This is a genomic window from Nonomuraea sp. NPDC059194, assembly GCF_042754765.1.
Lineage (GTDB): Bacteria > Actinomycetota > Actinomycetes > Streptosporangiales > Streptosporangiaceae > Nonomuraea.
This window is the reverse complement of the sequence record NZ_JBHZBH010000004.1, coordinates 22627-44148: the sequence shown is the minus strand read 5'-3', so window position 1 is coordinate 44148 and position 21522 is coordinate 22627. Positions and strand designations below refer to the sequence as shown.

Annotated in this window: 21 protein-coding genes and 1 pseudogene; 14 read left to right on the top strand and 8 right to left on the bottom strand. The window is 70.8% G+C overall.

Annotation, left to right across the window (positions count from 1 at the left end):
- Positions 1 to 85: 85 nt before the first annotated feature.
- Positions 86 to 3475 (top strand): phosphodiester glycosidase family protein, encoded by a 3390-nt coding sequence (locus tag ACFXJ8_RS07450; protein WP_379642977.1) that lies wholly within the window; start codon positions 86 to 88, stop codon positions 3473 to 3475.
- A 207-nt stretch (positions 3476 to 3682) separates the two neighbouring features.
- Here the strand turns inward: ACFXJ8_RS07450 and ACFXJ8_RS07445 are convergent, their stop codons facing one another.
- The gene (locus tag ACFXJ8_RS07445; protein ID WP_379642976.1) at positions 3683 to 4612 is read right to left on the bottom strand and encodes a carbohydrate kinase; all 930 of its coding nucleotides are present in this window, start codon (positions 4610 to 4612) and stop codon (positions 3683 to 3685) included.
- Positions 4613 to 4764: 152 nt separating this feature from the next.
- Between ACFXJ8_RS07445 and ACFXJ8_RS07440 the strand changes: the two genes are divergently transcribed.
- From ACFXJ8_RS07440 to tuf, 10 genes are all read left to right on the top strand, one after another.
- On the top strand, positions 4765 to 5757 hold the full coding sequence (locus tag ACFXJ8_RS07440) for a sugar ABC transporter substrate-binding protein (protein ID WP_379642975.1): 993 nt from the start codon (positions 4765 to 4767) through the stop codon (positions 5755 to 5757).
- 1 nt (position 5758) lies between these two features.
- Positions 5759 to 6724, top strand: coding sequence for an ABC transporter permease (locus tag ACFXJ8_RS07435; RefSeq protein WP_379642974.1), 966 nt, complete (start codon positions 5759 to 5761; stop codon positions 6722 to 6724).
- Complete coding sequence (locus tag ACFXJ8_RS07430; protein WP_379642973.1) at positions 6721 to 7533, top strand: ATP-binding cassette domain-containing protein; 813 nt, start codon at positions 6721 to 6723, stop codon at positions 7531 to 7533. The genes ACFXJ8_RS07435 and ACFXJ8_RS07430 overlap by 4 nt, the downstream gene beginning before the upstream one ends.
- Before the next feature lie 35 nt (positions 7534 to 7568).
- A complete protein-coding gene (locus tag ACFXJ8_RS07425; RefSeq protein WP_379642972.1) occupies positions 7569 to 8585 on the top strand; it encodes a LacI family DNA-binding transcriptional regulator in 1017 nt (338 codons plus the stop codon).
- A 204-nt stretch (positions 8586 to 8789) separates the two neighbouring features.
- Positions 8790 to 10238: an amidohydrolase family protein gene (locus tag ACFXJ8_RS07420; RefSeq protein ID WP_379642971.1), complete on the top strand. Its 1449-nt coding sequence runs from the start codon at positions 8790 to 8792 to the stop codon at positions 10236 to 10238.
- A gap of 306 nt (positions 10239 to 10544) precedes the next feature.
- Entirely contained in the window at positions 10545 to 13325 is a 2781-nt protein-coding gene (locus ACFXJ8_RS07415) for a glycoside hydrolase family 2 TIM barrel-domain containing protein (RefSeq protein ID WP_379642970.1), read from the top strand.
- 110 nt (positions 13326 to 13435) lie between these two features.
- Positions 13436 to 13894 carry a hypothetical protein gene (locus ACFXJ8_RS07410; RefSeq protein WP_379642969.1) on the top strand — a complete coding sequence of 153 codons (459 nt, stop codon included), beginning with the start codon at positions 13436 to 13438 and terminating at the stop codon, positions 13892 to 13894.
- Positions 13891 to 14193 (top strand): transcriptional regulator, encoded by a 303-nt coding sequence (locus ACFXJ8_RS07405; RefSeq protein ID WP_379642968.1) that lies wholly within the window; start codon positions 13891 to 13893, stop codon positions 14191 to 14193. Before ACFXJ8_RS07410 ends, ACFXJ8_RS07405 begins: the two co-directional genes overlap by 4 nt.
- Before the next feature lie 150 nt (positions 14194 to 14343).
- Positions 14344 to 14520, top strand: coding sequence for a hypothetical protein (locus ACFXJ8_RS07400; protein ID WP_379642967.1), 177 nt, complete (start codon positions 14344 to 14346; stop codon positions 14518 to 14520).
- A gap of 89 nt (positions 14521 to 14609) precedes the next feature.
- Positions 14610 to 15776: an elongation factor Tu gene (tuf, locus tag ACFXJ8_RS07395; protein ID WP_379642966.1), complete on the top strand. Its 1167-nt coding sequence runs from the start codon at positions 14610 to 14612 to the stop codon at positions 15774 to 15776.
- Between the two features lie 323 nt (positions 15777 to 16099).
- Here tuf and ACFXJ8_RS07390 read toward each other — a convergent pair whose 3' ends face one another.
- From ACFXJ8_RS07390 to ACFXJ8_RS07380, 3 genes are all read right to left on the bottom strand, one after another.
- Positions 16100 to 16591 (bottom strand): hypothetical protein, encoded by a 492-nt coding sequence (locus ACFXJ8_RS07390; protein WP_379642965.1) that lies wholly within the window; start codon positions 16589 to 16591, stop codon positions 16100 to 16102.
- A 281-nt stretch (positions 16592 to 16872) separates the two neighbouring features.
- On the bottom strand, positions 16873 to 17316 hold the full coding sequence (locus ACFXJ8_RS07385; RefSeq protein WP_379642964.1) for a helix-turn-helix domain-containing protein: 444 nt from the start codon (positions 17314 to 17316) through the stop codon (positions 16873 to 16875).
- A complete protein-coding gene (locus tag ACFXJ8_RS07380) occupies positions 17268 to 17651 on the bottom strand; it encodes a recombinase family protein (RefSeq protein WP_379642963.1) in 384 nt (127 codons plus the stop codon). Before ACFXJ8_RS07380 ends, ACFXJ8_RS07385 begins: the two co-directional genes overlap by 49 nt.
- A gap of 329 nt (positions 17652 to 17980) precedes the next feature.
- On the opposite strand from ACFXJ8_RS07380, the gene ACFXJ8_RS07375 reads away from it, so the two are divergent.
- Positions 17981 to 18472 carry a transcription termination/antitermination protein NusG gene (locus tag ACFXJ8_RS07375; RefSeq protein WP_379642962.1) on the top strand — a complete coding sequence of 164 codons (492 nt, stop codon included), beginning with the start codon at positions 17981 to 17983 and terminating at the stop codon, positions 18470 to 18472.
- Positions 18473 to 18669: 197 nt separating this feature from the next.
- On the opposite strand, the gene ACFXJ8_RS07370 is transcribed toward ACFXJ8_RS07375, so the two are convergent.
- Both ACFXJ8_RS07370 and ACFXJ8_RS07365 read right to left on the bottom strand, forming a co-directional pair.
- On the bottom strand, positions 18670 to 19059 hold the full coding sequence (locus ACFXJ8_RS07370; RefSeq protein WP_379642961.1) for a hypothetical protein: 390 nt from the start codon (positions 19057 to 19059) through the stop codon (positions 18670 to 18672).
- Positions 19060 to 19103: 44 nt separating this feature from the next.
- Positions 19104 to 19376 carry a helix-turn-helix domain-containing protein gene (locus tag ACFXJ8_RS07365; protein WP_379642960.1) on the bottom strand — a complete coding sequence of 91 codons (273 nt, stop codon included), beginning with the start codon at positions 19374 to 19376 and terminating at the stop codon, positions 19104 to 19106.
- 18 nt (positions 19377 to 19394) lie between these two features.
- On the opposite strand from ACFXJ8_RS07365, the gene ACFXJ8_RS07360 reads away from it, so the two are divergent.
- Complete coding sequence (locus tag ACFXJ8_RS07360; protein ID WP_379642959.1) at positions 19395 to 19631, top strand: hypothetical protein; 237 nt, start codon at positions 19395 to 19397, stop codon at positions 19629 to 19631.
- 81 nt (positions 19632 to 19712) lie between these two features.
- Here ACFXJ8_RS07360 and ACFXJ8_RS07355 read toward each other — a convergent pair whose 3' ends face one another.
- On the bottom strand, positions 19713 to 20069 hold the full coding sequence (locus ACFXJ8_RS07355) for an STAS domain-containing protein (RefSeq protein WP_379642958.1): 357 nt from the start codon (positions 20067 to 20069) through the stop codon (positions 19713 to 19715).
- 209 nt (positions 20070 to 20278) lie between these two features.
- Between ACFXJ8_RS07355 and ACFXJ8_RS07350 the strand changes: the two genes are divergently transcribed.
- Positions 20279 to 20605, top strand: a complete 327-nt coding sequence (locus tag ACFXJ8_RS07350; RefSeq protein WP_379642957.1) for a helix-turn-helix transcriptional regulator — start codon at positions 20279 to 20281, stop codon at positions 20603 to 20605.
- 183 nt (positions 20606 to 20788) lie between these two features.
- Here the strand turns inward: ACFXJ8_RS07350 and ACFXJ8_RS07345 are convergent.
- Positions 20789 to 21001 (bottom strand): annotated as a pseudogene (locus ACFXJ8_RS07345) (ArsR/SmtB family transcription factor); the annotation flags it as partial.
- Between the last annotated feature and the right edge of the window lie 521 nt (positions 21002 to 21522).

The following is a 21522-nucleotide window of genomic DNA, read 5'->3' as shown; positions in this document are numbered from 1 at the left end:
CGGAGGTCCTCGTGCGATGACGGCGAGGGCTTGAAGTTTTCTTTTAGTTCATTGCTAAGACTTGAAACTTGTCACCATTGCGCGATTGAGTTCGGTCGTGCAGACCCTCCGCTACGTGGCATCCGCCGCACTCGCCTTAGCATTCGTCGCCACCCCGGCGCAGGCAGACCCACCCGCTCCCGCAGAGGACGCGCCCCCCGCGTCGTCCTACACCGCCGACTCGACCCTCCTGCTCAACGCCCCCGCGGGACAGTCGCTGGAGACGGCCACGAAGACCAGGCCCGTCGCGCCGGGCATCACGCTCACCTCCTTCGACCGCTTCGGCGCGGCCGGCTGGCTGCGCGCCGACGCGCTCGCGGCCGACCTGTCGGGCGGCGTCAGCGCCGGATACCTCAACTCCGGCGAGGTGTCGAAGACCGAGCCGCTGTCCGGGCCCGCCAAACGGGCGCGCGCCGTGGCCGCCGTCAACGGCGACTTCTTCGACATCAACCGCTCAGGCGCGGCCCTCGGCGTCGGCGTGAAGGACGGCGCGCTCGTCCAGTCGCCCGTCCAGGGCTGGAACAACGCCGTCGCGCTGAACGAGGGCGTCGGCCGTGTGCTCCAGATGGCCTTCGAGGGCAGCGCCACCCCCGCGGGCGGCGCGCCGATCACCATCACCCAGTTCAACCAGATCGTCCAGGCCGGGGGCGTCGGCCTGTTCACCCCGTTGTGGGGCTCCTACCGGCGCTCCGACGCCGCCAAGGTCACCGAAGTGGTCCTCGTGGACGGCACCGTCACCGAGGTGCGCACCGGCGCCGGTCAGGGCCCCATCCCCGCGGGGACCACGATCCTGCTCGGCAGGGAGGCGGGCGCCGACGCGCTGGCCGCCCTCAAGGTCGGCGACCGCGTGGACGTCAAGTACCAGCCCAAGCCCTCCGACGGCGGCGCCGTACAGACCGCGATCGGCGGCAGGAACGTCCTGGTCAAGGACGGCAAGGCGGTGCCCTTCACCGACACCGACAGCCACCCCCGCACCTCGGTCGGCTTCTCCGCCGACGGCAGGAAGATGTACCTGCTCACCGCCGACGGCCGCCAGGCCGACAGCCGCGGCCTCACGCTCGGCGAACTGGCCGCGCTCATGGTCGAGCTCGGCGCCCACAACGCGCTCGAACTCGACGGCGGCGGCTCCTCCACCATGCTCGCCCGCGAGCCGGGCAGCGCCGACGTCCAGGTCGAGAACAGCCCGTCCGACGGCGGCGAGCGGCACGTCCCCAACGGCCTGGCCCTCTACGCCCCGCAGGGCAGCGGCAAGCTGAAGGGCTTCTGGCTGGAGACCGCCGGCGACCCGGCCAAGGCGCCCGGCGTGGGACCGGTCGCCGGTGGCCGTCCCGACCGCGTCTTCCCCGGCCTCACCAGGCGGCTGACCGCCGCCGGATACGACGAGACGTACGGCCCTGCCGAGGGCGCCCCCTCGTGGCACACCTCGGCCTCCGTGCACGGCAAGGTCACCAAGGAGGGCGTCTTCCACGCCTGGATCCCCGGCCAGACCACGGTCAAGGCCACCCGCGGCGCGGCCAAGGGCAGCCTCGACCTGACCGTGCTCCAGCCGCTCGTCCGCATCGGCGCCACCACCGACAGGGTGGGCCTGGCCGCGGCCGAGGCCACCGGCACCTTCGGCGTCGTCGGCTACGACCGCAACGGCAACTCCGCGCCCATCGAGCCCGACGACCTGAAGCTCGACTACGACACGTCGCTGGTCGAGGTGAAGCCCGCCCAGCACGGCTTCTTCACCGTCAAGGCGCTCAAGGGCACCGGCTCCGGCCTGATCAACGTCCGCGTCGGCGCGGCGACGGCCGCCGTGCCCGTGACCGTCGGGTTCGAGGACGTCGCGGTCGCCGACTTCGACAACGCGGCCTCGTGGACGTTCGCGGCGGCCAGGGCCAGCGGCTCGCTCGGCGCCGGCCAGGGACATGACGCGGGCGGGCTCAAGCTCACCTACGACTTCACCCAGTCGACCGCTACCCGCGCCGCCTACGCCTCACCGCCGCAGCAGATCGTCATCCCCGGGCAGCCGCAGGCGTTCGGGCTGTGGATCAACTCCTCGGGCAAGGGGGAGTGGCCCAGCCTGGAGTTCTACGACGCCCAGGGGCAGTCGCAGATCCTGCGCGGGCCGTACCTGACCTGGAGCGGCTGGAAGTACGTCGAGTTCGCGGTGCCGCCGGGCGTCAGCTACCCGCTCAAGCTGCGCCGCTTCTACGTGGCCGAGACCAGGGCCGACACCAAGTACACCAACGAGATCACCATCGACGGGCTGGTGGCCAGGGTGCCCCCGTCCGTGCAGGCGCCGCCCACCGCGCGCGTCGCCGATCCCGTGGTGAAGACGTCGGTCGAGGCGATGCCGTGGCGGTTCGCGGTGATGTCCGACGCCCAGTTCGTCGCCAGGCAGCCCGACAGCGACCTCGTCAAGAACGCGCGCAGGACGCTGCGCGAGCTCAAGGCCGCCAACCCCGACTTCCTGCTCATCAACGGCGACCTGGTGGACGAGGCCTCGCCGGAGGACTTCGCGCTGGCCAAGCGCATCCTCGACGAGGAGCTCGGCGGCGCCCTGCCGTACCACTACGTGCCGGGCAACCACGAGGTGATGGGCGGCAAGATCGACAACTTCAGGGCCGTGTTCGGCGACACCTCGAAGGTCTTCGACCACAAGGGGACCAGGTTCGTCACGCTCGACACCTCCAGGCTGAACCTGCGCGGCGGCGGCATCGACCAGATCGCGATGCTGCGCGACCAGCTCGCCGCGGCGGCCGACGACCCGGCCGTGGGGTCGGTGGTCGTGCTGTTCCACGTGCCGCCGCGCGACCCGACGCCCGGCAAGGGCAGCCAGCTCGGCGACAGGAAGGAGGCCGCGCTCGTCGAAGGATGGCTGGCCGACTTCCAGCGCACGACGGGCAAGGGCGCCGCGTACGTCGGGGCGCACGTCGGCACCTTCAACGCCTCCCACGTGGACGCGGTGCCGTACTTCATCAACGGCAACTCGGGCAAGAACCCGGCGACGGCCGCCGACGACGGCGGGTTCACCGGCTGGTCGCTGTGGGGCGTCGACCCGGTGACGCCCAAGGAGGCCGAGCACGTCAGGCGCAACTGGTTCGTCGACGCGCCCGACTGGATCGGGGCGCAGGTGCGGCCGCATGTGGACACGCTGACGCTGACGGCTCCCGAGTCGGTCTCCGTGGGCTCGCCCGCGACGGTGAAGGCGTCGCTGACCCAGGGCGACAGGACGGTTCCCGTCGCCTACCCGGTGTCGGCCGAGTGGTCGGGGTCGCCGAACCTCCACATCGGGCGGCTGTCGAAGGCCAAGCCGTGGCACGTCGCGGCGCTCGACCCCGCGACGGGGACGCTGACGGCGCTGCGGCGCGGGCAGGTGCTGGTCGCGGTGACGGTGAACGGGGTCAAGAAGGAGGCCACGGTCGCCACCGCGACCAGGGCCGCCGCCTGACCATTCGCACCCCGAGGCGCCCGCATCCCCACAGGGAGGCGGGCGCCTTCGCGCGTCCTGCCGTACGACGGACGTGGGCGCCTGCTCGCCTTCTGCGGCGAGGTGGGGGAGGACGTCGCTTCCGTTCTTCGGGAAGAGGAGCGGAGGTGCGAACAGAGGGTTGGCCGGGAGGTGAAGCCGGGGACTTCATCGGGCGAGGGGTAGGGGTCAGGGGGCTGGCTGGGAGGTGAGGCGGTCGGCCCACGGCGGGTCGGCGCCCGCCACCTCGCAGGTCAGCGCCGCCACCCTGGCGCCGAGCGCGGCGGCCGCGGCGGCCGAGGCGAGGTCCAGCCCATCCAGGCGGCCGCCGAGCAGCCCCCTGGACTCCAGCGCATGCAGCAGCCCGGCCGTGAAGGAGTCGCCCGCGCCGACCGTGTCCACCACCTCCACCGGCACCGCCGGCACCGTCGCCACGGCTCCGTCCAGCGAGACCAGCGCGCCCGAGGCGCCCATCGTCACCACCACCAGCCGCGCCCCCGCCGCGTGCAGGATCTCGCACGCGCGGCCCACCGGCGCGTCCGGCATCAGGAACGCCAGGTCGTCGGCGCTGAGCTTGAGGATGTCGGCCAGCGCGCACCACAGCGGCAGCCGCTCCAGGTAGTCCTCCCGCGAGGCCAGGCTCGGCCGTACGTTGGGATCGATCGAGACCGTCGCCGCGGCCCGCCCGACGAACGCGGCCACCGCGCCTGCCCCCGGCTCCCTGACCAGGGTCAGCGACCCCGTGTGCAGGCAGGACACGCCGCCGAGCCGGTCGTCGGACAGCTCGGCCGCGCTCCACTCCCAGTCGGCGGTGCCCTCGGCGTGGAAGGAGTAGCGCGCCTGCCCCTCGGCGTCCAGGGTGGCCACGGCCAGCGTGGACGGCTCGCGGGCCCGCACGCACGCCGACAGGTCGACCCCCGAGGCGGACAGGCGCTCGCGGAACAGCTCGCCGAACACGTCGTCCGACAGCCGGCCGAGGAACCTGGTGGAGGCGCCCAGGCGGGCCAGGGCGACGGCGGTGTTGGCGGGCCCGCCGCCGGGCAGCACCCGCAGCGCGAGCTCGCCGGGGCGTCTGTCGGCGAAGGCGTCGGCGACGCACTCACCCAGGACGGCGATCATCTGCCTGCCTTTCGCTGTTGCCGTTTCGTTACAGGCCGAGGGCATTGACGTTTCCCGAATCGGAGTTCATCATCGCACCACAGCGGATGTCAACGATGACATATGTCAACGATGACACCGGGTCTGTCCAGCTCATGTGAGGAACGCCCGACATGAAACGACTCATCGCAGGCCTCATGGCCGCAGCTCTCACAGCCGCCGGATGCGGCGGCGGCAGCACTTCGTCCGGCTCAGGCTCAGGTGATGAGGCGGTCAAGGTCGGCCTCATCACCAAGACCGAGACCAACCCGTTCTTCGTGAAGATGAAGGAGGGCGCGACCGCCGCGGCCAAGGCGCAGGGGGCCGAGCTCATGAGCGCCGCGGGCAAGTTCGACGGCGACAACGCCAGCCAGATCACCGCCATCGAGAACATGGTCGCCGCGGGGGTGAAGGGCATCCTCATCACGCCGAGCGACACCAAGGCCATCGTGCCCGCCATCAAGAAGGCCAGGGACGCGGGGGTCCTGGTGATCGCGCTGGACACCCCGACCGAGCCGCAGGAGGCCACCGACGCGCTGTTCGCGACCGACAACTTCAAAGCCGGTGAACTGATCGGCCAGTACGCCAAGGCCGCCATGGCCGGCAAGCCCGCCAAGATCGCCACCCTGGACCTCGCCCCCGGCATCACGGTCGGCAAGTTGCGCCACGACGGCTTCCTGAAGGGCTTCGGCATCGCCGAGGGCGACCCGTCGATCGTGTGCTCGCAGGACACCGCGGGCGACCAGACCAAGGGCCAGACGGCCATGGAGAACTGCCTGCAGAAGGCGCCCGACATCAACCTCGTCTACACCATCAACGAGCCGGCCGCCCTCGGCGCGCACACCGCGCTGAAGGCCAAGGGCATCGACAAGAACGTGCTCGTGGTCTCCGTCGACGGCGGCTGCACCGGCACCAAGGCGGTGCAGGGCGGGCAGATCGCCGCCACCTCCCAGCAGTACCCGCTGAAGATGGCCGAAAGCGGCGTCAAAGCCGTCACCGACTTCGCCAAGACCGGCAAGAAGGCGACCGGCTACACCGACACGGGGGTCACGCTCATCACCGACAAGCCCGCCGCCGGGGTGCAGGCCAAGGACACCGCCTTCGGCCTGGCCAACTGCTGGGGCTGACATGGCCGTCATCGAAGCGACCCTGCCACGCAGGATCCTGACCACCCCGACGGCGGGCCCGCTGGCCGCGCTGCTGATCGCCTGCGTGTTCTTCTCGCTGAACAGCGAGCAGTTCCTCACCGGCGGCAACTTCTCGCTCATCATCCAGCAGGTCATGGTCGTCGGCACGCTGGCCATCGGCCAGACCCTGATCATCCTCACGGCCGGCATCGACCTGTCGAACGGCGCGATCATGGCGTTCGGCGGCATCGTGATGGCCAAGCTGGCCCTGTCGATGCCGCCGACGCTCGCGATCGCCGCGGGCCTGGCGGTCTGCGCCGGGTTCGGCCTGGTCAACGGGCTGCTGGTGACGCGGATCTCGCTGCCGCCGTTCATCGTCACGCTCGGCATGCTGAACGTGGTCTTCGCCCTCACCCACATCTACTCGCAGGACCAGACGGTCACCGGGCTGCCCGCCGAGCTGACCTTCCTCGGCCAGACCTTCGCGCTGGGCGACACCCGCGTCACCTACGGCTCCGTGCTCACGATCGGGCTCTTCCTGCTGTTCGCCTACCTGCTCGGCCAGACCGCCTGGGGCAGGCACGTCTACGCCCTCGGCAACAGCCCCGAGGTCGCCAGGCTCACCGGCATCCGCACCTCCCGGCTGACCGTCGGCGTCTACACCCTGGCCGGCCTGGTGTACGGCATCGCCGCCCTCCTGCTGGTCTCCCGTACCGGCGTGGGCGACCCGCAGGCCGGGCAGACCGACAACCTCGACAGCATCACCGCCGTCGTGCTCGGCGGCACGAGCCTGTTCGGCGGGCGCGGCCTGGTCCTCGGCACGCTTATCGGCGCGCTCATCGTGGGCGTCTTCCGCAACGGACTGCAGCTGATGGGCGTCCCGTCGATCTACCAGACACTCATCACCGGCATCCTGGTGATCCTCGCGGTCGCCGTCGACCAGCTCTCGCGCAGGAGGACCCGATGACCACCCCCGTACTCCAGGCGCGCGGCCTGACCAAGCGCTACGGACACGTCACCGCCCTCGACGGCGCCGACTTCGACCTGCTGCCCGGCGAGGTCCTCGCGGTCATCGGCGACAACGGCGCCGGCAAGACCACCCTGATCAAGGCGCTGACCGGCGCCATCCAGCCCGACTCTGGCGAGATCCTGCTCGACGGCAAGCGGGTGCGCTTCGGCGACCCGCTGGAGGCGCGCAGGGCCGGGATCGAGACCGTCTACCAGGACCTGGCGATCGCCGCCTCGCTCGACATCGCCACCAACATGTTCCTCGGCAGGGAACTGCGCAAGCCGGGACTGCTCGGCAAGGTCTTCAGGATGCTGGACAAGCAGCGCATGCGGGCCGAGTCGGCCGAGCACATGGCCGGACTGAAGATCGGGCTGCGCTCGCTCGCCGTACCGGTGGAGTCGCTGTCCGGAGGGCAGCGGCAGGGCGTCGCGGTCGCCAGGGCGGTGGCCTGGGCCTCCCACGTGGTCGTGATGGACGAACCCACGGCCGCGCTCGGGGTGAAGGAGTCGGGGCAGGTGCTCGACCTGATCCGCAGGGTCCGCGACCGCGGCCTGCCCGTGGTGCTGATCAGCCACAACATGCCGCACGTCTTCGAGATCGCCGACCGCATCCACGTCCAGCGGCTCGGCCGCAGGGTCGCGCAGCTCAAGCCGGGTGACCACAGCATGGCCGAAGTCGTGGCGATCATGACGGGCGCCATGAACGTGGCCGACGGCAAGGCGGTCATCGCCGACAAGGGAGCAGCGGAGGCGATCGGTCTGTCCTGATCCCATTACCCTGTTCACGACAATGGGGAGGTTCGATGGCGAGCGCGCGGCGCCCGACGATGGCCGACGTCGCCCGCGAGGTCGGCGTCACCGCCAAGACCGTCTCCAGGGTCCTCAACGAGGACGGCCCCGTCGCGCCCGAGACCAGGGCGCGCGTCATGGAGGTCGTGCGCAAGCTCGGCTACCGGCCCAACCTGATGGCCCGCAACATGCGGGTCGGCGCGAGAGACGCGGCGATCGGGCTGGTCATCCCCGACATGGGCAACCCGTTCTTCGGCACCGTCGCCGGCGGCATCGAGAGCGCGGTGCGCCAGCGCGGACTGACCGTGATCGTGGGCTCCTCCAGCGAGACGAAGGAGCTCGAACGCTCCCTAATCGCCGCGTTCCTCGCGCGCAGGGTGAGCGCGCTGCTCGTGGTGCCGTCGGCGACCGGCGACCACCGCTACCTGCGCGCCGAGCGCGAGGCGGGGCTGCCCATCGTCTTCCTCGACCGGCCCGCCATCGGGCTGGCGGCCGACTGCGTGGTCAGCTCCAACAGGGAGGGCGCCCGCGAGGGCACCGCGCACCTCATCGCGCACGGCCACCGCCGGATCGGCTTCATCGGCGACCTGCCCGCGACGCTCTACACCAGGCGCGAACGCTTCGCCGGCTACCGGGAGGCGCTGGAGCGGGCGGGCCTGCCGTACGACAAGGGGCTGGTGGAGAGCGGCCACTCGGCCGAGGCCGCCGCCGCGGCGGCCGAGCGGCTGCTGGCGCTGCCCGACCCGCCGACCGCGTTGTTCGCGGCCAACAACTTCGCCGCCACGGGGGCGGTGGTCGGGCTGGCCAGGGCGGGGCGCAAGGACGTGGCCCTGGTCGGCTACGACGACCTGCCGCTGGCGGAGGTCCTCGACCCGCCGCTGACGGTGGTCGCCCAGGACCCGGCGGGGATCGGCGCCGCCGCGGCGTCGCTGGTGCTGTCCCGCCTGGACGGCGACCGCTCGCGCGCGGCCAAACTGTCGGTGCCGACCCGGCTGATCCCCCGCGGCTCGGGCGAGCTCCCCGCGCGCTGACTTTCTCCTTGGGCCCGCATTCTCCTGCTGCTTCTGCCGTCCCGGTTCGCCTGTCCTGGGCTTGCTTCTTCTGTACGGCAAGCCCGGTCGGGCGCCATCCTGGGCGCGGGGCCGGGCTCAGTCGAGGGATACGCGTCACCGAGCGCGCGTGGCCGGCCGCCCCAACGGAAGGCCACCGGCCTAGAGTCGTTCAGGGGGTGGCGGATGGCTGACGAGGTGGATCACCATGTGCACGGCGCGACCGCGACAGACCTGACGCGGGCCGAGTTCGAGAACCTGATCACCGAGTCCGACCGGCCGGTGCCCGCGTGGATGAGTGCCTTCGACTCCCAGCTCGGCCACGCCATCCTGCGGCACTGCGCGCCGGTGCTCGGCCTCGACCCGCACCCCGACCCCGACTACTACCTTCAGCGCCGCGCCGAGCTGGGGGTGACGGAGGTCAACCGGCGGCTGCTGCGGGCGGCGGGCATCGGCCGGTACCTGGTCGAGACCGGCTACCGGGGCGCGGAGCTGCTGGACCCCGCGGGCATGGCGGCCGCCAGCGGGTCGCCCGCCGACGAGATCCTCCGATTGGAGGCGCTGGCCGAGCAGGTCGCCCCGGGCGACGCGGCGGGCTTCGCCGACCGTTTCGCCACCGTCCTGTTCGCCCGCCTTCCCCTGGGGCCTTCCCAGCCACCCGGTCTCCCGGCTCCCGGTCTCGCGCCTTCTGTCCCCCCGCCTTCTGGTGCCCTGGCTTCTGGCGCCCCGGCTTCTGGCCTCCCCGCTCCCGGTCTCGCGGCTCCCGAACTTGCGAGCTCCGGCCTCCCGGCTTCCGGCCTCCCCACTCCCGGCCTCCCCGCTCCCGGTCTCGCGGCTCCCGAACTTGCGACTTACGGCCCCCCGACTTCCAGCCTCCCGACTCCTGGCACGCCCGACCACCTGACGCCCGCCCTGCAGATGCCCGACTCGCCCGGACCCTCGGGATGGGAGGCGCGGGACGTCCGGGTGGGGGGCGGGGCGGTGGTCAGGGGGTTGAAGACGATCGTCGCCTACCGGTACGGGCTCGACTTCGACCCGCGACGGCCCACGTCCCGCGAAGTGACGCGCGCGGCTGGCCGGTGGTTGCGCGCAGTGGACCGGGGGCGGGTCCGGCTGACCGACCCCGTCGTCATGAGGCACCTCATCTGGACCGCCCTCGACACCGGCCTCCCGCTGCAGTTCCATGTCGGGCTCGGCGACCCCGACGTCGACCTGCGCCGCGCCGACCCGCTCCTGCTGAGGGACTTCATCGAGCTGGCCGAGCCCACCGGCGTGCCGCTGCTCCTGCTGCACTGCTACCCGTTCCACCGCCACGCCGGGCTGCTCGCCCATTCCTACCCGAACGTCCACTTCGACGTCGGCCTCGCCGTCAACCACTCCGGCGCCCGCGCGAAGGCCGTCGTCGCGGAAAGCTTGGAGACGGCCCCGTTCGCCAAGCTGCTGTTCTCGTCCGACGCATGGGGTCCGGCCGAGCTCCATTTCCTCGGCGCGACGCTGTGGCGGAGGGCGATGGCGAGCGTGGTGGACGGTTTCGTGGCGGAAGGCGAGTGGTCGAGGCGTCAGGCCGACCGCGTCACCGCCATGATCGGCGGCGAGAACGCCCGCCGCGTCTACCGCCTCGACGAGCACCCCTGACCGCAACCTCCCCCAAAAGTCCACCACCCGCCACCCTCGGTCACCCCCGCCACCCCCGGTCACCCCCGGTCACCCTCGGCCACCCCACACCCGGACCTCTCCGCCGCCCCAGGCCCCGCCGTTCCACCGCCCCGGCAACTCGGCCACCGGGCCAACCGGCCTCCCGCACACCGACTACGCCGCCACCCTGGCCACCCCAGCCACCTGCGCCACCCAAGCCATCGCGCCACCCATCACCCCGTCGCTCCGACCGCCATTCAGGAATCGTCTGGACATGTGTGATTATTTGGGAAAACATCGATTTTTGTGTACTTCGCCGATTTTGCTCCGGGAGCGGGCCGACTCGACCCGCGCGCCGCGCTCCACTCCGACGCCCCTTCGATCGACCTCAACGGTGACTGGCGCTTCCGCCTGTCGGCCACGGCCGACGCGCCTGACGACTTCGCCGCCCCCGACTTCGACGACGCGGCATGGGACACGTTGCCCGTCCCCTCCCACTGGCCGCTGCACGGCTACGGCAGGCCCGCCTACACCAACGTCGCCTTTCCGTTCCCCGTCGACCCGCCGTACGTCCCCGACGAGAATCCCACCGGCGACTACCGGCGCGAGTTCGACCTGCCGGACGGCTGGAGCGGCGGGCGGCTGCGGTTCGAGGGCGTCGACTCCTGCGCCAAGGTGTGGCTGAACGGCCACGAACTGGGCTTCACGACGGGCAGCAGGCTCCCCGTGGAATTCGACGCGGGGCCGTACCTCAGGCCGGGACGCAACGTGCTCGCGGTGCGGGTGCACCAGTGGTCGGCCGGCAGCTACCTGGAGGACCAGGACATGTGGTGGCTGCCCGGCATCTTCAGGGAGGTGACGCTCACCCGCTCGACCGCCGACGTGTTCGTGCACGCCGCCGCCGACGGCACGCTCAGCTTCGAGGGCGACGGGCTGCTGTCCGTCCCCGAGCTGGGGGTGAGCGACCTGGCGCCCGGCGTCGAGGTGCGCGTGGCGGCGCAGCCGTGGTCGGCCGAGACGCCCCGCCTCTACGAGGCCGTCTTCACCACCGCCGAGGAGACCGTACGGCTGCGCGTCGGCTTCCGCACGATCACCGTCGAGGACGGCGTGCTCAGGGCCAACGGCGTCCCGCTGGTCTTCAAGGGCGTCAACAGGCACGAGTTCCACCCCGATCTGGGGCGGGCGGTGCCGTACGAGACGATGCTCGAGGACGTGCTGCTCATGAAGCGGCACAACGTCAACGCCGTCCGCACCAGCCACTACCCGCCGCATCCCGCCTTCCTCGACCTGTGCGACGAGTACGGGCTGTGGGTGGTCGACGAGTGCGACCTGGAGACGCACGGGTTCGGGCAGGTCGGCTGGCGCGGCAACCCGACCGGCGACATCCGGTGGAGCGAGGCGCTGCTCGACCGGATGAAGCGGATGGTCGAGCGCGACAAGAACCACCCGAGCGTGGTCATGTGGTCGCTCGGCAACGAGTCGGGCGTCGGCGCCAACCTGGCCGTCATGGCCGGATGGACGCGCGAGCGCGACCCGTCGCGGCCGATCCACTACGAGGGCGACCTGTCGTGCGCCGACGTCGACGTCTACAGCAGGATGTACGCCTCGCACGCCGAGGTGGAGGCGATCGGGCGCGGGAGCGAGGACCCGCTCGACGATCTCTCACTGGACGCCCGGCGCAGGGCGATGCCGTTCGTGCAGTGCGAGTACGCGCACGCGATGGGCAACGGCCCCGGCGGGCTCGCGGAGTACCAGGAGCTGTTCGACACCTACCCCAGGCTCGCCGGCGGGTTCGTCTGGGAGTGGATCGACCACGGCCTGACCCACGAGAAGTACGGCTACGCCTACGGCGGCGACTACGGCGAGCCGCTGCACGACTCGAACTTCGTCGTGGACGGCCTGGTCTTCCCCGACCGCAGACCGTCGCCGGGCCTGCTCGACCTGAAGAAGGTGTTCGAGCCCGTCAAGATCACCTTCTCCGACGGGATGGTGACCGTGACGCGGGCGGTGCCGTACCCGATGGAGTTTCCCTGGGTGCTGACGGCGGGCGGTGTGCTGGTCGCCGAGGGAGTCCTGGAGGTGCCCGAGGGGGAGCGGGCGGAGGTGAAGCTTCCCGAGCTGCCCGAGGTGGGCGAGCCGGGCGAGGTGTGGTTCGCCGTGCGGGCGGTCCTCGCGCATGACCTGCCGTGGGCGGAGGCGGGACACGAGATCGCGTGGGGCGAGCTGAAGGTGGGCGAGGGGCTCGCCGAGGCCGCACCGGGGCGAGGGCCCGCCCTCGTGGTGCGCGAGGAGACGATCGAGCTCGGGGGAGGGGTGTTCGACGTCAGGACGGGCGCGCTGACCACGCTGTTCGGGCTCGACGTCGAGGGCCCGCGGCTGGACCTCTGGCGGGCCCCCGTCGACAACGAGCGCTTCGGCGGTCTCGACTGGAACTGGCGCCATCTCGGCCTGAACCGCCTCACCCATCGCGTCAGGTCCGTCTCCCACGATGACGGCGCGCTGACCGTCCGCTCGCGGGTGGCACCGGCGGCCAGTGACCTCGGCATGGGCGTCACCTACCGGTGGACGGCCGACGCGACGGGCCTGCGCCTCGACGTGCACGTGGTGCCCGAAGGGGAGTGGACGCTGCCGCTGCCCAGGCTCGGCCTCGCCCTATCGATGCCGTCGAGCATCGCGGAGGTCCAGTGGTTCGGCAGGGGTCCGGGGGAGGCGTACCCCGACACGGGCCTGGCCGCGGTGACGGGCGGCTTCGGCGCCACGATCGAGGAACTGCAGACGCCGTACGTGTATCCGCAGGAGAACGGCCAGCGCGCCGACGTGCGCTGGGCCAGGCTCGTCGACGGCGAGGGCAGGGGCGTGCAGGTCGCCGGCGACCCCGTTTTCGGGCTGACCGTACGCCGGTGGAGCACCGCCGAGCTCGAGCGCGCCGCCCACCTGACCGACCTGCGGCCGGGGGACCGGGTGCACGTCCACCTCGACCACGCCCAGCACGGCGTCGGGACCGCGGCCTGCGGTCCCGGCGTGCTGCCGCGCTACGAGCTGCGGGCGCAGGAGGCGCGGTTCGGCTTCCGCTTCCGCGCGGTGTAGCCGCATCGGCCGTCGGCCCGTCCCCGCGTCACGCGGGGACGGGCCGCACTGTTTCCAGGTCGGAAAGTCGAGTGTTGACAAGTTGGAAAGTCTGGATGACCCTTTCCAGTATGGAAACTCACGAGAACTCCGGCCGTCCCACTCCCTCCGAAGCGGCCGCGGCGCTGGAGGCCGCCGAGCAGGCGCGCGCGGCGGGCAACGCGCCCCTGCGCGCCTGGCTCCTGCCCGTCACCGGCCTGCTGGTGGCCGGCGTCATGCTGGCCCAGCCCCTGGCCGACATCGCCCCTCTGGCCACGCTCGCGCTCCTGGCGGTCTTAGGGCTCGGCTGGTGGCTGGCGGAGCGCCTGTACTCCAGGCAGGTCAGCCGGGCCGGGATCGCGCCGCGCCATCTCACGCTGCCCCAGCAGCTCGTGCTCGCGGCACCGCTGCCCCCGCTCTGGATCGCCGGGCAGGTTCTCGACGACAGGTGGAGCTGGGTCTGGCTGGTCGCGGCGGTCCTGTCCGCGGGCTGGATCACCGCCTACGGGATCGTCCACAACCGGCGAGCGCGAAACTCGGAAGCGAAGTGACAGACAAGATTGAGGACGGCTTCGACGCCGTGATCCACGCGCCGAACCGGCTGCGGATCTGCGCGCTGCTGGAGGCGGCCGAGCAGGTCGAGTTCGGCGTGGTGCGAGAGCGGCTCGGGGTCAGCGACTCGGTGCTGAGCAAGCACGTCAGCGTGCTGATGGACGCCGGGTACGTGGAGCAGGCCAAGGCCGTACGCGACACCAGGCAGCGGGTATGGCTCTCGCTCACCAAGCCCGGCAGGACCGCCTACCGGGCGCACGTCGCCGCCCTACGCGCCATCGTCGGGGAAACCGGATGACGCCGGCGCTCTGGCAGGCCGGATCGACGGTGACCGGCCCGACCCCGACGACTTTCGAGCACTCGTCGAGGAAGTTGCCGTCGACGATCCGTTCGTTCAGCTCCGCGGTCACGCTGTAGAAGCCGGGATCGGCCGGCAGGGTGTCCATCCGTGCGCGATCCGCCGTCGGAAGGAGCCGGGGCCCGGCCCGGCGGAATAAATCCGTTGCCCGCCGGCTTTTCCCCCTTCATCATGGTCATCATGTTCCGGTACGTCCTTCAGCTCACGCCTGCGGCAGCAGGCGCGCTGGGCCGTGCCGCGATGCTCCGCGACGGCCTGGAGCGCTGACCCTTTCCCGTGCGTCCGATCGTGACCCGGCGGGGGAGGGTTGACGACCCGACGGGTCACCAGGCGAAGAGCATCGAAGGAAAGGGACCATGGCCAAGCAGGCCTACGTGCGCAACAAGCCGCACCTCAACATCGGCACGATGGGTCACGTCGACCACGGCAAGACCACGCTGACCGCCGCGATCACCAAGGTGCTCGCCGAGCGGGGTGGCGCGACGTACACGCCGTTCGAGCGGATCGACCGCACGCCCGAGGAGGCGCAGCGGGGCATCACGATCAACATCTCGCACGTCGAGTACGAGACGTCCACCAGGCACTACGCCCACGTGGACATGCCCGGCCACGCCGACTACGTGAAGAACATGATCACGGGGGCGGCGCAGCTCGACGGGGCGATCCTGGTCGTCTCCGCGCAGGACGGCATCATGCCGCAGACGCGCGAGCACGTGCTGCTCGCCAAGCGGGTCGGGGTCGAGCACCTGGTCGTCGCGCTGAACAAGGCCGACGGCGCCGACCCCGAGCTGGCCGACCTGGTCGAGCTGGAGCTCGGCGAGCTGCTGGCCGAGCACGGCTACCTCGACGTGCCCATGGTGCGGGTCTCCGGGCTGCGGGCGCTGGAGGGCGACCCGGTCTGGACGGCGTCCGTCGAGGCGCTGCTGCGGGCGGTCGACGACCACATCCCGGTCCCGGTCCGCTACGTGGACGCGCCGTTCCTCATGCCGGTGGAGAACGTGCTCACCGTCACCGGGCGCGGCACCGTCGTCACCGGCGCGATCGAGCGCGGCACGGTCAAGGTCGGCGACACGGTCGAGGTCGTCGGGCTGGGCGAGGGCTTCACGGCGGTGGTGACCGGCGTCGAGACCTTCGGCAGGACCATGGACAGGGGCGAGGCCGGCGACAACGCCGCGGTGCTGCTGCGCGGCGTGCGGCGCGAGCAGGTACGCCGGGGCCAGGTGCTGGCCGCGCCGGGCTCGCAGAGCGCCCACCGGCGGCTGTCGGCCAGGATCTACCTGCTCACCGCGGCCGAGGGCGGGCGGCGCAAGCCCATCGGCGGCGGCTACCGGCCGCAGTTCTACCTGCGCACGACCGACGTGCCCGGCCAGATGGTCATGGACGCGCCGGCCGAGCCTGGCGACACGGTCGAGGTGGTCGTGGAGCTGGGCAGGGCGGTGGCTGTCGAACCCGGGCTGGGCTTCGCGATCCGCGAGGGCGGGCTGACCGTCGGCGCCGGAACGGTGCTGACCGTCCTCGATTAGCCGAGCTGGACCAGCCGGGAGACGGCGGCAAGAGCCGCCGTCTCCCGGCTTCCGATCGCCGAGCGGACGGAACCCGGAGCCCCCGAGGCCGGTCCGAGGAGCGGCGGGCCTCCGTGCGCTGGGGGCCGGTCCGAGCAGCGGCGGGCCACCCCGGCCTCCTCGTCTGCCGGCACAACGAACGGCTCCCGCTTCGTGCGCGCGGCCGAAGAAGCCGCAAAGGACCTCGCCTACCGTTCGATCATGCCCCGCCTCTCCCTGAACGACCTCTTCCGCATCGCCGTCCCCGCCGATCCCCAGGTGCGCCCGGACGGCGGCGCGGTCGCCTACACGGTGACCACCGCCGACAGGGACGCGGACGAGAACCGCTGCGAGCTGTGGCTGGCCGAGCCGGGCCGCGAGCCGCGCCGCCTGACCGGCGGCCCGGCCGACCGGGCGTCCCGCTGGTCGCCCGACGGGCGCACGCTCGCCTTCCTGCGCCCCGTGGACGGCAAGCCGCACCTCCGCCTGCTGCCGATGGACGGCGGCGAACCCCGCATGGTCGTCACCGAGGGCGCGGGCACCCCGTGTGGTCGCCTGACGGCCTTCACCTGGCCTTCACCGCCCCGTACGGCGAGGCGAACCCGCACGCGCCCGTCGTGGCCGACGCTCTGGAGTACAAGGCGGACGGCCCAGGCCTGCTGCGCGACCTGCGCGCCCACCTGGTCGTCGTGGACGTCGACTCGGGGTGAGTGGCGCAGGATCACCGAGGGCGACTTCCACGCGGGCGAGCCCGTCTGGTCGCCCGACGGGCAGCAGCTCGCCTTCGTCTCCAGCATGGAGCCCGGCAGGGACCTGACCCCCGACGGCGCCGTCTACGTCGTCGGCCTCGACGGCGGGGAGCCCAAGCGGCTGACCGATCCCAGCGTGATCTGCACGGGCGTGTGGTGGCTCGGCGAGCGCCTGATCGTGACAGGCTTCAGGGGCGACCCGATCGGCCACACCCGCCTGTTCGCGCTCGAGACCGGAGGGCTAGCGTCGCGGGCGCACACCTCGCCTACGTGGCCGCCACCCCCGGCAGCCCCGGCGACGTCTGCCTCGACGACCGCAAGCTCACCGACTACGCGCTGCCCGACGTCGAGCTCCTCCCGCTCGAGCGCCGCCTGTTCACCGCGCCCGACGGCACCCCCGTGGAGGGCTTCCTGCTGCGCGACCCCGCGCTCACCGAGCCGGGACCGCCTGCGGGCGGCGAGGGAGGCGCGGCGAGGACCTGGCCGCCGTTGTCGGTGGCCGCCGTCATGGCGTTTGCGCCAAGGGGTTGGCCGTCGCCTTCGAGTGCTCGGTACAGGGTGGAACGGCCGACGCCGAGGTGCTTGGCGATGGCCGTGATGGACTCGCCGCCGGCCTGGCGCTCGCGGGCGGCGGCCAGCTTGTCGGCGTCCAGCGCCGGGGGCCGGCCACCGATGCGGCCATGAGCGCGGGCGGCGGCCAGGCCGTCCAGGGTGCGTTCGCTGATCAGGTCGCGTTCCATCTCGGCGGCCATGGCGGCGACCAGGAACAGCACCTTGTCGGCGATGGCCTGCCCGCTGGGCCGGTGCAGATGCCGGACAGGATCTGAAGGTTGACGCCGCGCGGGGCGAGCTCCTCTTCGAGGAAGACCAGCAGTTCCTTGACCGAGCGGGCGACGCGGTCGGGCTTGTAGATGACCAGGGTGTCGCCGGGGTACATCCGCTCGACGGTGGCATGCAGCTTGGGCCGGTCTTCGCGGGTGCTGGCGGTCTCTTCGACGACCTCGCGGCAGTGGGCGCCTTCGAGGGCCTGCATCTGGGACAGGTGGTCCAGGGCGCGGGTGGAGATGCGGGCGTAGCCGATCCGGATCGCGTTGGCCGGGCCGCTCACCTTCGGGCCGGTGGGGGCGTTCCCCGATCGCCCCTAAAACCATCCCGAAACTCAAGAAGGCTGAGAGAGGTTTCGGGACACTCGTTCCTGGGGGAACGCGCCGTCTGATCGTCCGGCACTGAGTCGTCCTTAAAACGACCTCATTGCGCTCATGCGGCCTGAGCCGGGCGGCCACTCCCACCGCGCCATCCACCTGCAGCTGACGACCGTGAGGTATGTCGGGTTGTTCCTGGAGAACCCCGCTCGCGGTGCCCGCCGAACTTTCTCGGTGGTGCACGGTGGCGAGCGGCGATGAGCGCGGCCACGGGCGATGTGGAAATATCGGGCGCATGGTCGAATTCCAGATTGGTCACCGGGTCGTCGTCACTTGTGGACCGTTCATGACGCTCGAGGCGACGATCGATGAGTTGGGTGAGACCCCGACCACGGCGAAGGGGGCGATCGAGCTCTTCGGAAGATCCGTGCGAGTCATACTGTCCGCCGACACCGAATCGAGCGTGAACGCGGTTGTCGATCGCTCGGAGGTGATCACGAGATATGCCGGAGCAACCCGGTTCTACAACGTCGTCGGTCGGATCACATCCGGCGCTCGGGCGGGGAGGTACATCCGAGTCGACAAGTTGACGGACCTGGCCGAGACACCACAGGACACTGCGACAGGTGTCACGATCCGCATCGCCGCCGATCCCGGCATGGAGATCGACTGCATCGCGGAGTACGTGGAGGACTGGGCAGGCGTGGAAGAGACTCTTCTGCGCGACGGCCATCGCGTCGACTGGAACGGCGCACACCCCGACGGCATCCGCCAGCTCGAGCCGTAGTCGCCGCCCTCATGGAGCAGAGCCGTACGCACGGACGGCGCGGCAAGGGTCGCACCAGCCGCACAAGAGAGGTTTCGGGACGATCGTTCCTGGGGGAAGGCGCCACCCATGTCGATTTCCGAAGTCACCTGCACCGATGTCCGCACCCGTGTGCACGCCGCGCTCAGCGCAAAGAGCGAATTCGATAGCTGACCATGTCAGGACCACTCCGGACCGTCGAAGGGAGGTTCGCCCGGGCGCCAGACCATCCAGTCCGCACGGCCGGTGAATCCGCCGAGCATCGCGATCTCCGGCCCTTCCAGATGGGAAGGCTCCGGCTTGACCAGCACGGCACCGCATCCGAAATCGACAACGAGACCCGCCCCGGCGTCTTCTGTCGCCGCCAGAACGGTATGCCCGATCAAGGCGCACAACGCGTCCCTGTACCCAGGATCACCCATCGACCAGACGGTGGAGTCTGTGATGACCCGCGGCCAGACGAACAGGGAGAGCCTCGGGCCGTCGAAGTCCAGCTGGACGTAGTCACGAACGAAGATCACCGATGACATCTCTTCGCCGACCAGGGCCGGTAGCAGGGAATCGGACATGAGAAGGCTCCTGGGGGTCGGCCGATTACAGGGCAGGACGTGAATCATCCGGTCGCTTCTCGGGCACGCTCCAGCATCCGATACACCGTCGGCCGCGACACTGAGAACAACTCCGCGAGGTCGGCGATGGTGTACTCGCCGGTGCCGTGCATGCGGCGCAGTTCGCGCGCCGGCCCCGCGGCACCGGCTCCCCGGCCGAGCACCGAGCCGCCCTCCAGGCTTTCCAACGAGCGGTCGAAACCGGCGAGTTGCAGAGCCTGCTCGACATCCTCGCGCCGGACGTCGTCGCCCTGAGCGACGGCGGCGGTGTCAAGCATGCCCTGCTGCGGCCCATCGTGGGGGCTGACAACGTTGCTCGCCTGCTGGCCGTCGGCTGGTGGAAGCGCGACGCGGAAAGGTCCGTCGAGGTGGTGCAGATCAATGGCGGCCCGGGGCTGCTCGTCCGAGTCAACGGCGAGATCGACGGCGTGGTGGCGGTACGCGTGGAGAACGGCTACGTCACCGGCGCCTACCACGTGCGCAATCCCGAGAAGCTGTCGCGTATTGACCAGCAGACCGCCGTGACCCGCTGAGAACCCGTCAGGAGACCTGTCGTGAGGATGCCACCCCGTTCGGGTTCGGCCCCCTGGGCTGTGTGGCTGGAGCCTGTCGGGTCAGCCGCGGCAGGTGGGCCAGAGGGTCAGGTGTGCGGCGGCCATGGCCGTGCTCAGCGAAGGATGAGTGCGCAAAAGGCGATCGGTGCCGATGATCTCCAGGACGCGGGTGACGCGGGCGTGCGGGGCGGCCAGATGCAGGCTGCCGCCGCTCGCGTCCTCGCGGTGGTGCAGGTCGATGAGCAGGTGCACGCCGGAGCTGTCCATGAAGGTCACCGCGGCCATGTCCAGCACCAGCGGCAGGGCCCAGTCGGGATGCCGGTCGTTGAGGTAGCCGGCCAACTGGCCGCTGTTGGTGATGTCGAGTTCTCCCGCCACGCCGACCAGCGTGCCTGCGGCCAGTTTGCGGGAGCTCAAAAGTAGGACGGTCATTGCGGGCCTCGTCTCCGGCCGGAGCCCCGGCCCGGCGGGGGCGGCTGTATCTCGGCCTTGCCCCTGCCGCCACTGCGTTCGCAGGCGGCGGGGAGTTCCCGCTACATCGACAGTACGCCTGAAGGCTATTACATGAAAGGAGTTTCATGATTAAACTGGAGTGCACAGCGCCGCACCAGCGACGAGGACGCATCGTGAGCTCTGACCTGCCCGAACCCGCGGTCCCCCGCTGGACCTTCCTCACCCACCACGCCCGCGTGCTCCTGGAAATCGGCCGCGACCCCGAGGCTCGGCTGCGGGACATCGCGGACGCCATCGGCATCACCGAGCGCACCGTGCAGACCATCGTCAACGACCTGCACGAGGCCGGCTACCTCACTCGCGAACGCAACGGCCGCCGCAACCGCTACCAGCTCAACCTCGACGAGCGCTTCCGCTACCCCACCGAAGCCGACCTGCCGGTCCGCCGCCTGATCGACATGTTCTCCGAGCGAGACCTGCACAACTCGGGGCCCCGGTAGTATCGGCGAAATCTTCAACGGATATGCAGGTCAGAGCCCCCAGGGGGACTTTCGGGCGCAGCTTGCGAGGGCGGCCGCTGACCTGTGTTGACGTTGTTTCCTGCGCCGTTGCTACTGGCACCCCCACAGGACATGCGGCAGGCGCTGGGCTCGGTCTGGGCGTACGTACGGCGTGGCGGTAAATCAGCCCGGCCGGGCCTGGTGCCGGATCAGGCCGGTTCCCAGCGGGGTGATCTGGTGGATGACCATGTTGGTGTGGCGGGTGCTGGTGATCAGGCCGGCACGGCGAAGCACTTGGGCATGGGCGCTTGCGGTCGATAGTGAGGTGCCTGTCCGGCGTGCGAGTTCGCTGGTGGTGCAGCCGTGGGTGACGGTGATGCAGCGCAGGATGCGGGCCCTGGTGGGACCTACGCTCGTTCTCTTTTACACCGCATCCTGGACGCGACCGGATGGGAAAACGTTCTGGGTGATCGTCAATAACGGGCGTCAGGATGGAGTCAGCGACCACGTGTACTTCGAGTACCAGTTCTACGGCAGCTCGACATGGTACTCGACAGTGCCTGCACTTCTACCCCGGCAGCGGCTTCAAGCTCGACCTGCGCGACGGGGCAGTAAATGCGAAGATCAGAAACATGTACTGGGGTGGCGAGTGCTAGCCGGCCGGTGACATCAAGGGCGTGAAGCAGACGAATGCTTCACGCCCTTTCCGGTATGAGCCAAGGCTCAGCGCATCCACTGACATCCTCTCCGCGCTCAACAGGCAGCCCGCCCGGCACCGCGAGACGGCCTGTCGGTAAGGCTGGCCCCACCAGCCGCCATCTGTAACATTCCCGCAGGTGGACAGGGGGAGCTCGCCCACGTCAGCAGGTCTGCGAACGGGAGCGCAACCACGATCACCGCGCCCAGGATCGCTGCGG

Bases quoted from the DNA above. Each gene is read 5' to 3' on its own strand.
- ACFXJ8_RS07370 (WP_379642961.1), bottom strand. From the start codon at position 19,059: ATGTCCGATTCCCTGCTACCGGCCCTGGTCGGCGAAGAGATGTCATCG.
- ACFXJ8_RS07390 (WP_379642965.1), bottom strand. From the start codon at position 16,591: ATGCTGGAGACGAAGGCGAGCTGCTGCCCGTCGGGCGACCAGACGGGC.
- tuf (WP_379642966.1), top strand. From the start codon at position 14,610: ATGGCCAAGCAGGCCTACGTGCGCAACAAGCCGCACCTCAACATCGGC.
- ACFXJ8_RS07410 (WP_379642969.1), top strand. From the start codon at position 13,436: ATGGAAACTCACGAGAACTCCGGCCGTCCCACTCCCTCCGAAGCGGCC.
- ACFXJ8_RS07375 (WP_379642962.1), top strand. From the start codon at position 17,981: ATGGTCGAATTCCAGATTGGTCACCGGGTCGTCGTCACTTGTGGACCG.
- ACFXJ8_RS07435 (WP_379642974.1), top strand. From the start codon at position 5,759: ATGGCCGTCATCGAAGCGACCCTGCCACGCAGGATCCTGACCACCCCG.
- ACFXJ8_RS07430 (WP_379642973.1), top strand. From the start codon at position 6,721: ATGACCACCCCCGTACTCCAGGCGCGCGGCCTGACCAAGCGCTACGGA.
- ACFXJ8_RS07440 (WP_379642975.1), top strand. From the start codon at position 4,765: ATGAAACGACTCATCGCAGGCCTCATGGCCGCAGCTCTCACAGCCGCC.
- ACFXJ8_RS07445 (WP_379642976.1), bottom strand. From the start codon at position 4,612: ATGATCGCCGTCCTGGGTGAGTGCGTCGCCGACGCCTTCGCCGACAGA.
- ACFXJ8_RS07420 (WP_379642971.1), top strand. From the start codon at position 8,790: ATGGCTGACGAGGTGGATCACCATGTGCACGGCGCGACCGCGACAGAC.
- ACFXJ8_RS07425 (WP_379642972.1), top strand. From the start codon at position 7,569: ATGGCGAGCGCGCGGCGCCCGACGATGGCCGACGTCGCCCGCGAGGTC.
- ACFXJ8_RS07365 (WP_379642960.1), bottom strand. From the start codon at position 19,376: ATGCTTGACACCGCCGCCGTCGCTCAGGGCGACGACGTCCGGCGCGAG.